The following is a 9,104-nucleotide window of genomic DNA, read 5'->3' on the forward strand; positions in this document are numbered from 1 at the left end:
GCTCTACGAGGAGTCGCGGCGGCGCGAGACGTGGCTGCAGGCCTCCGCCGACGTCACCACGAACCTGCTGTCGGGCGCCGACCCCCGCCAGGTGCTGTCGGTGGTGGCCGCCCGCGCCCGCCAGCTCAGCGACGCGGACCTGGCGCAGGTGCTGCTGCCGGAGGGCGCGGCGCTGCGGGTGGCGGCGGCCGATGGCGAGGGCGCGGAGGAGCTGCTCGGCTCGTCCTGCGAGCTGGACGGCACCCCGGCCGGCCAGGTCTTCACCGGCGGCAAGCCGATGACCGGGCCGATGACCGGGCCGATGACCGAGCAGATGAAAGGGCCGGTGAAAGGGCCGGTGAAAGGGCCGGTGGAAGGGCCGGTGGAAGGGCCGGTGGCCGGGTCGGAGGGCAGGCCGGTGCTGCTCGTCCCGCTCGGGGCCGCGCCGGGCGTGCGGGGCGTGCTGGTGCTGGCCAAGCGGAGCGGCCGGCTGCCGTTCAGCATGGCCGACCGGCAGGTGCTGGAGGCGTTCGCCGGGCAGGCGGCGCTGGCGCTGGAGCTGGCGGAGGCGCGGCGCGACGCCGAACGCCTCGGCCTCCTGGAGGACCGCGACCGCATCGCCAAGGACCTGCACGACGTCGTCATCCAGCGGCTGTTCGCGACCGCGATGACGCTGATGAGCACGGTGCGGCTGGTCGACCACCCGGAGGCCGCCAAGCGGCTGCAGCACGCGATCGACGAGCTGGACGGAACGATCCGGCAGATCCGGTCGTCGATCTTCGCGCTGCAGGGGCCGGTGGGCGAGGCCGCGCCGGGGCTGCGGGGCCGGATCGTGGAGCTGGTCGAGGGCGCGGGCGGCCACCTCGGGTTCATGCCGGGCCTGCACATGGAGGGACAGCTCGACACCGTGGTGCCGGAGCCGGTCGCCGAGCACCTGCTGGCCGTGCTGCGCGAGGCGCTGTCCAACGTGGTGCGGCACTCCCACGCCCGGCGGGCGGAGGTGTCGGTCGAGGTGGGCCGCGACCGGCTCGCGCTGGTGGTGACCGACGACGGCGCCGGCGTCGGGAAGGCCGGGCGGCGCAGCGGCCTGCGCAACATCGAGGAACGCGCCCAGCGGCTCGGCGGCACCGCCTGCCTGGAGGTGCCCGGCGGCGGCGGCACCCGCCTGCGCTGGGAAGTCCCCCTCGGGCCCACCGGCCCTGCCTCGCGGGACCTTCGGCCCTGAACCGGGGCGCCCGCGCCGTGATGCGCTGGGCGAACCGTGAGGTGAAGGGACGAAGCCATGACCGATCAATCGGTGAAGCCCGCGATCGACGCCGCCCTGGAAGCCGCCCGCTGGGCGCCTTCCGTGCACAACACCCAGCCCTGGACGTTCTCGGTGTCGGAGGAGGAGATCGGCCTGCGCGCCGACACCGACAGGAAGCTCCGGGTCGGCGACGCGTCCGGGCGCGAGCAGCTGATCAGTTGCGGCGCGGCGCTGTTCACGATGCGTACGGCGCTGCGCTGCCACGGCTTCGAACCCGTGGTCCGCGTCCTGCCCGACCCCGACCGCCCGTCGCTGCTGGCCACCGTCAGGCCGGGCGTGCCGACGAAGCCCGACGAGGAGACCAGGCTGCTCGGCGAGCACATCGAGCTGCGGCGCACCCACCGCGCCGGCTTCACCGGCCTGCCCGTGCGGGACCGGCTCCTCGACCGGCTGGTCGCGGCGGCGGCGGACGAGGGCGCCAGGCTCACCCCCGTGCTCGCGCCCGGCGCGGTGGACGTGCTCGCCGGGCTCACCCAGGCGGCCCAGGCCGCGCAGGCGGGGGACCGGCGCTGGAGCCTGGAGGTGATCCGCTGGGCGCGGCCGCCGGGCAGCAGCCGGAGGGACGGCGTGCCCGCCGACGCCTACCCGCGCACCCCCGCGCGCACCGAGCCGCGCTTCCCGCAACGCGACTACTCCTGGCGCCACGACTGGGGCGGCGAGGACGGCGGCGGCACGTCGATCGGCGTGCCGGCCCTGCTCACCACCCAAGACGACAGCCGCGAGGAGTGGATCGCCTGCGGGCAGGCGCTGCAGCACGTGCTGCTGCGCGCCGCCGCGCACGGCGTCAGCGCCGCCTTCCACACGCAGGCGCTGGAGATGGACCTGCTGCGCGAGTTCCTGCGCCACGAGCTCTGCTCGGGCGAGCACCCGCAGATGATCATGCGGCTGGGCGTCACCTACGACGGCAAGGGCGCGGTCCGCCGCCTGCTGGCCGATCTCGTGGAGTGACCCTTGCCGGGGCGCGAGATCGCGGAGACACTGCAGGCGACCATCGGTGCTCGAGACGCCCCTGGGAGGCGCCGTGAAGTGGCGTGCCGTGATCGCCGCACTCCTGATGACGCTCACCCTCGGAGCCGCCTCGGCCGCCCCCGGGCGTGAGGCGTACGAGATCTGGCTGGTCGATCAGTCCGACAGCGACGGCCTCGCCCACGGCGGCTACATCCACGTCTACGACGGCGGCGACGTCACCAGCCGGCTGTCCGCCGCCCGCCCGACCGCCGTGATCGACCTGGCGGGCGCCACGTCCGCCCTGTGCCTGTCCGCCACCGGCAGGAACCCGGTCAGGCCGCACATGATCGTGTTCAACCAGGCCGAGACGCACGCGGCGCTCGCCTTCGTCGCCAGCGGCCACGTCGTCATCTTCGACGCCGCCACCCACCGCCCCCTCACCTGCGTCGAGACCGAGACCGGAGCCGGCGGCGCCCGCCAGGCGCACGCCCTGTGGCCCACCGGCGACGACCGCTACCTCGTCATCGCCAACCAGAACGGCAAGAAGCTGGAGCGCATCCGCACCGACTACGCCACCGGCACGTTCACCCAGGAGCCCGCCGCGACCCTCGACCTGGCCGGCTGCACCACCCCGTCCGGCGCGCCCTGCCAGGCCCCCGCCGTGCGCCCCGACAACGCGCCCATCTGCCCGTTCATCGCCTCCGACAACGGCCCCGTCTTCGTCAGCCTGCGCGGCGGCGGCATGTTCGTCGTCGACTGGCGCGCCACCCCGATGGCGATCACCGGCGAGTACGACGCCACGCACGTGCCCGCCAACGGCTGCGGCTTCATCGAGGCCAAGGGCTTCGTCTACGGCGACGGCGGCGGCGGCACCCCGGCCAACCTCGACCAGTTCAGCGTCTTCCGGATGCCGCGCGGCGGCTACTCGGCCGCCAACCCGCCGAACACGCCCGCCGTGGAGCGGCTCTTCGACGACGACACCCCGGAACGCGACGCCCACGGCACCGCCGTCAGTGCCCGCGAGCGTTACGTCTGGGTCGGCGACCGCGACGCCAACGTGGTGGAGGTCTTCGACGGCCGCACCGGCGCCCGCGTCGGCACCGTGCCGCTCACCTCGCCGTACAGCGCCGACCCGACCGTCGACCTGTTCGCGTCGTCACCCGGCCACGGGTGGGCGTTCGCCTCCACGCGCGGGCCCAACCCGCTGTCCGGCGACCCGCACTCCTCCCACGGCCACGACCCCGGCATGCTCATCGTGCGGATGACCGACGACGGCCGCTCCGGGCAGGTGCGCGGCCTGATCCCGATCACGAACGTGGACGCGGGCGGCGTCCAGCGCGCCGACGCCCACGGCATCCGGGTGCGGCGCGTGCCCTGACGACCTCGCCTCCCGGCATCCGCGTGCGGCGCGTGCCCTGACGACCTCGCCTCCCGGCATCCGCGTGCGGCGCGTCCTCTGGCGGCGTCAGCCCTCGGCCTCGCGTTCCCCGAGCCCGGTCAGCTTCATCGCGACCTCCTCGGAGTAGACCGTGGTCCGCTTGACCCGGGAGCCGTCCGGGCGGGTCTCGACCTCGATGACCAGGACGACGCCCTCGATCTCCGTACGCTGCCTGGAGCCGGACAGCCAGGCCCGCCAGCCGCCCACCTGGGTGACGACCGTCCGGCCGCTCCCGGCCTGGCGGCCCTCCACGGCGGCGGCGACCGTACCGGACAGCAGGGTGAGAGCCAGCACGGACGCCCACGCCCAGGCGTTGTCGCCGAGGTCGGTGGCCACGTTGATGACCACGCCCAGCGCCGCGGCGACGGCCGCGGTCAGCAGCGCCCGCGGATGGCGGCGGCCGATCACCGGTAGCCTCCGCGCACGCTCGACGCCCCCCGGCTGGCCCGCAGCTCCAGCGGATGCCCGCCGCCCAGCGTGGCGCGGGCCAGGCCGGCCACCTCGTCGAACAGCGCCAGCGCCGCCTCCTCGTCGCCGTCGCGCAGGAGCAGGTAGCCGAGGTTCGTCGAGGTGCGCAGCGTGTCGGGATGGGAGGGCCCCAGCTCACGCCGCTGCCTGCGGAGCACCTGGCGCGTCGCCTCGGCGGCCCGGCCCGGCTCGGCCAGCGCCGCCACGTTCGCTCCGACCGCCAGGACGTCGCGATGACGGCGTCCGAGAACCCGTTCCATCCGGGGCAGGAGGTCGCGCAGCAGCCGCAGCGCGCTGTCGCTGTCGCCCGCGTCGTGCAGCGCGACGGCGTGGTTGGCGCCGGCCCGCAGGGTCTGCGGATGCTCGGCGCCGAGGGCGTGCCGCGTGCTGTCGGCGACCGTCCGCAGCTCGGCGGCCGCCTGCTCGGTGCGGCCCAGGTCACGCAGGACGGCGGCCAGGTCGGCGCGGGCGGTGAGCACCTCCGGGTGCGTGGCGCCGAGCTCGCCGGTCAGCTCAGGCAGGACCTCCTCGAGGAGGTGGCGCGCCGCGGCCAGGTTCCCCGCCTCCCGGTGGGCCACCGCGAGGTTGGCCCGCGCGACCAGCCGCCGCCTGCCCATGGCGTGGTCGATCGCGAGCTGGAACGCCGCCAGCGCCGCGTCCGGCCGTCCGCGGCGCAGCAGCCCGCGCCCGCGCCTGGCCGCCCAGCGCGCGACGGACGCTGGCCGTCCCAGCCACCACCGGCCCAGCAGCGCCGCGGACGCCGTCACGAGCGCGACGACCAGCACCGTGGTGGAGATCGGGCCGAACCACCGCAGAGCCGAGGCGGCGGCGATCGCCAGGGAGACGACGATGATGTCGGTCACCAGCGCGGGCACGAGGCGGTGCGGGCGGGTGGCGGCAGGCGATGGGATGCGGGGCGGCGCCCAGGCCATGGAGCTCGGCTGCTGGTAGCCCTGCGCCGGCGGGTAGGCGGGTTGGTAACCCGGATACTGCTGGCCATAGCCCTGCGGGTCGGCGGGTTGGTAACCCGGATACTGCTGGCCATGGCCCTGCGCCGGAGGGTCGAAGGGTCGCGGAACCGGGCCCGCGCTTCCCCGCTGATCCGGCCACTGCGCAGGGGCGGCGCGTAGCAGCTCCCGCACGAGCTGCTCGGCCGTCGGCCGTTCGGCCGGGCTCTTGGCGAGCGCCCGCCGCACCAGCCCGAGCAGCCCCTCCGGCACGCCGTCCAGATCGGGCTCGTCATGGAGCAGCCGGTAGAGAACGGACGCCGGCGACCCGCTCCCGAAGGCCGGCCGCCCCGTCGCCGCGAAGACCACGAGCGACCCCCAGGCGAACACGTCGGCCGCCGGCCCCACGCGCTCGTCACTCACCTGTTCCGGAGCCAGGAAGGACGGCTGCAGGAGGCCGCGGGAGGTCAGCCCGACGCTGGTCAAGCTCGTTTCGGACGCCGTCACCCCGAAGTCCGTCACGACGGGCCCGCCCGGAGAGAGCACGACCGCGCCCGGGCCCAGGGCACGGTGCACGACCCCCGCGTCATGGATGGTGCGCAGCCCCGCCGCGACCCCCGCCGCGAGCACCCACAGCTCCTCGAAGGCGAGCGGCCCGTCGCGCGCGACCGTCTCGTCCAGCGTGAGGCCCTCGACATGGGGACTCACGACATAGACCAGATCGCTGTCCGCCTCCAACTGGATCACCGGGGCGATGCCGTCCCCGGGCGGGATCGACGGCTCGCGGGCGATCCTCACGACCTCCTGCCCCGGCCGCGCCGGAACCGCACGGACGGACACCCTCCGGCCGTCCGCCGTCACACCCAGGTAGACCGGGCCGGACCCGGTCGCTCTCAGCCGCCCGAGCAGCGTGATGCCGCCCACGCTGCGCGGATCTCCGGGCTGTAATGGTGCCGGGTCGGGGGGCATGGCAGGCCTCGCAGGTCGTCCGTGGCACCAGGATGTCACGGACGACCCGGGTTCAGCGGGCGTACCGCAAGGCGAAGGAGTCCAGCTCGAACCGGCGGCCCTCGAAGACCAGGTGCACGGGGCCGGCCGCGGAGCCGGTCAGCGTCGTGGTGACGTCGCGGTATCTGTCCCGTCCGCCGCCGCCCGGCACCGTGGCCGTGCCCAGCAGCGGCCCGGCCGGCGTGCCCGCCCGCACCTGGATCGCCCCGCCACCTCTGGCGGAGACGCGCGCCGAGAAGCTCGTCGCGCCCTCCACGGAGACCCGCCCGTAGCCCGCCCAGTCGCCGTCGTCGATCCGGCCGAGCACCTTGCCGCCGCTCGCGGAGGCCCGCCGCACCACCCGCACTCCGTCGCCCGCCGTGCACGCCTCGCCCTCCACGGTGACGCCCAGCCGCTTGACGCGGATGTCGCGGAAGGAGACCTGGTCGGCGTCCCCGTGGTTCTGGATGCCGACGTGCCCCTGGCGCAGCGAACGGCGCGGGTCGGCGTTGGTGAAGTCGTTGATCAGCACGCCGTTCAGGTAGACGCGCAGCCGCTCACCCTCCACCAGCAGCTCGTAGGTGTTCCACGAGCCGGGCGGGTTCAGCGCCGCGTCCCTGGCGGCCAGGTCGGCGGCCTTGAACCCGTAGATCGAGCCGGTCGTGCGGTCGGGGGCGTCGGTGGCGTCGATCTGCACCTCGTACCCGTTGTTCACCGCCGACCACGGATCGTCCGACGCCGGGAAGCCCACGAACACGCCCGAGTTGCTGTCGCCGGTCACCCGCCAGTCCAGCTTCAGCGAGTACGAGCCGAACTCCTCCGCCGAGTACCACAACAGGCCGAGCCCGCCCTGCGAGGTCAGGGTGGCGTCCGCGTTGGCGAACCCGCCGGGGCCCGCCTGTGACCAGCCGCTGGTGTCGCCGTCGTAGAGCGAGCTGTAGCCGTTCTCCGGACGGCAGTCGGCCTTGACCGTCCCGGCCGCGTACCGGATGCCGCCCAGCAGCACCTCGCGGAAGGCGGGGTCGGCGTAGGACTCGATGGTGTGACCGAGCCCGGTGTAGAAGGCGCGGCCCCGCTCTTGCGGGTGGCACCACGTGATGGGGTGGTCGCCGCCCATGTCGCCGCCGCTGTAGCTGGCCTCGTCCAAAGATTGCAGGACATGTACGGACGGGCGGGGATTGGTCCGGTAGTTGTACCACTCGTCGGTGCGCGTCCACGTGGGGCCGAGGTGCGCGGTCGCCGGATGCGCCCGGTCCTCCGTCCGGACGGTGGCCTGCTGGATGGCCGGATGGTTCCTGAAGTACGCGCCCGCCAGCCTCCCGTAGTACGGCCAGTCGTACTCGGTGTCGGCCGCCGAATGCACGCCCACGTAGCCGCCGCCACCGTCCACGTACTGCTGGAAGGCCGTCTGCTGGGCGTCGTCGAGCACGTCGCCGGTGGTGTTCAGGAAGACCACGGCCTCGTAGCCGGACAGGTCCGCGAAGGCGTTCGCGTCCTCGGTGGCCGTGACGGTGAAGCCGTGGGCCGTTCCGAGGTCGCGGATCGCCTGGATGCCGGCGGGGATCGCGTCGTGGCGGAAACCGGCGGTCTTGGAGAAGACCAGCACGTCGTACGCCGGCTCCGCCGGGGTCGCGGTCAGGGTGGCCGCGACCAGCGTCAGGGTCAGGAGTCTGTGCAACATCGCCGCCTACCCGCTGATCGGTGGGACTCGCCCTCGACCGTCGCCGCTGCGGCGGAGAACGTCAAGCCCGGTTTCCGGCGAGAACGGTCAATGCCGTACGCCATCAATATAGAGAAAATGTAGGCCATGCCGTTGCGGCGCCGGGCCGTCCCCTTGTGCGCGGGTCTCCGGGAAAACAGTGTGATTTGCGTCACACTCGAAGAATTCGCGCCGTCGATCGGGATGCCATGAGCAGCACCTTTTTCCCGGCCCGGCCCGGTTGATCATCGCAGCCGAAATGTCAAGATCTAGTAGCGGGATCGCGGGTCGGATAAAACTGCGCCTGTTATTTACTGCGGGCTTATGGCGTGCGCCAGGGCCATTCAAGGCTTCCTTCTTTGCGAAATGCGAGGCGTGGCGATGCTGCGTGCACGGGGTCGGGAGAGCGTGCTCGGTCGAAGTGGCTTAGGGCTGGGCAGGAGCGGTCCATCACGCTGGGCGGCCCGCCTCGCCGCCGCCACGGTGATCGCGCTCCTGCCCAGCTTCCTGACGGTGGAGGCCATGGCGGTCACCGCCGATCCCGTGCCGGCACGGCTGGATGTTCCGGCTTCACCGGCGGCTGGTTCCTCGACGGCGGCTCCGGTCCAGAGATCGGGATCGGCCGACGGGCTTCCCCATCTCGTGGACCCGGCGGCAACGCAGCCCGACGGCGTCGGAAAAATATCCGACAGCAAGCGTCCGAAAAAGGCGCTGCCGCTGGAGAAAAAGCCGAGCCTGAGTGACAAGCCGGCGACCAATGGATTGAACTCCCCGCCTCCGCTGTCCTGGGAAGAAGCCGAACGGGCCGATACGTCGCCGAGTTCTCCGGCGCAGGCGCGAGCCACGGGATTGAGCAAAGTCTCCACGCGGAGCGACAACGCGTCACTTTCGGACGGCACAAGTGCTGTGGTCACGCAGGCGGCCGCGTCTTTACCGGTGGTGTCGGGGCTTGCGGCGTCTCCCGGGCAGGCGGTGTCCGGGTTATGGACGTTGTCGTCTACGCAGCCGACGTTCTCCGCTTACGGGACGGATCCGCAGTCGCGGCCGTTGCGGTTGGAGGCTCAGGTCGAGCATGACCCGTCGGCGGCCAGTCAGGGCTCGGGGCTGATCTGGTCCGGTACGGGTGCGGTTTATGGTGGCGCGTGCTCGTCGTCGATCCCCTGTTGGGTGCAGTCGCCGGTGGTGACGGCTGGGAAGCTGAAGGACGGATGGCTGATCCGCTGGCGGGTCCGGGCCTCCACCTCCGGCGGCGTGACCGGTGCGTGGTCGCAGTGGCAGGCCGCTCGGGTGGACACGTCCAAGCCGGTGGTGTCCGGAGTGGCGGCGTCTCCC

Annotated in this window: 7 protein-coding genes; 4 read left to right on the forward strand and 3 right to left on the reverse strand. The window is 73.3% G+C overall.

Translation table 11 applies throughout. The features are described 5' to 3' along the window. The 3 genes from FXF51_RS60105 to FXF51_RS60115 all read left to right on the forward strand — a co-directional run. Positions 1 to 1,204 (forward strand): GAF domain-containing sensor histidine kinase (locus FXF51_RS60105; RefSeq protein WP_148443819.1); only part of this gene is annotated, 1,204 nt, incomplete at its 5' end. A gap of 57 nt (positions 1,205 to 1,261) precedes the next feature. Further along, on the forward strand, positions 1,262 to 2,233 hold the full coding sequence (locus FXF51_RS60110; protein ID WP_148443820.1) for an Acg family FMN-binding oxidoreductase: 972 nt from the start codon (positions 1,262 to 1,264) through the stop codon (positions 2,231 to 2,233). 73 nt (positions 2,234 to 2,306) lie between these two features. Continuing rightward, positions 2,307 to 3,611, forward strand: coding sequence for a hypothetical protein (locus tag FXF51_RS60115; protein WP_148443821.1), 1,305 nt, complete (start codon positions 2,307 to 2,309; stop codon positions 3,609 to 3,611). Positions 3,612 to 3,698: 87 nt separating this feature from the next. On the opposite strand, the gene FXF51_RS60120 is transcribed toward FXF51_RS60115, so the two are convergent. From FXF51_RS60120 to FXF51_RS60130, 3 genes are all read right to left on the reverse strand, one after another. Next, positions 3,699 to 4,079 (reverse strand): hypothetical protein, encoded by a 381-nt coding sequence (locus FXF51_RS60120; RefSeq protein WP_148443822.1) that lies wholly within the window; start codon positions 4,077 to 4,079, stop codon positions 3,699 to 3,701. Then, entirely contained in the window at positions 4,076 to 6,010 is a 1,935-nt protein-coding gene (locus FXF51_RS60125; RefSeq protein WP_148443823.1) for a serine/threonine-protein kinase, read from the reverse strand. The genes FXF51_RS60120 and FXF51_RS60125 overlap by 4 nt, the downstream gene beginning before the upstream one ends. 97 nt (positions 6,011 to 6,107) lie before the next feature. Continuing rightward, a complete protein-coding gene (locus FXF51_RS60130; protein ID WP_148443824.1) occupies positions 6,108 to 7,754 on the reverse strand; it encodes a ThuA domain-containing protein in 1,647 nt (548 codons plus the stop codon). A 393-nt stretch (positions 7,755 to 8,147) separates the two neighbouring features. Between FXF51_RS60130 and FXF51_RS60135 the strand changes: the two genes are divergently transcribed. Further along, a partial coding sequence (locus tag FXF51_RS60135) for a hypothetical protein (RefSeq protein WP_187415212.1) occupies positions 8,148 to 9,104 on the forward strand: 957 nt, incomplete at its 3' end.

It is taken from the genome of Nonomuraea sp. PA05 (assembly GCF_008086045.1).
GTDB classification, from domain to species: Bacteria; Actinomycetota; Actinomycetes; order Streptosporangiales; family Streptosporangiaceae; genus Nonomuraea; species Nonomuraea monospora.

Coding starts and splice junctions, on each gene's coding strand:
- FXF51_RS60130 (WP_148443824.1), bottom strand. CDS start 7,754: ATGTTGCACAGACTCCTGACCCTGACGCTGGTCGCGGCCACCCTGACC.
- FXF51_RS60110 (WP_148443820.1), top strand. CDS start 1,262: ATGACCGATCAATCGGTGAAGCCCGCGATCGACGCCGCCCTGGAAGCC.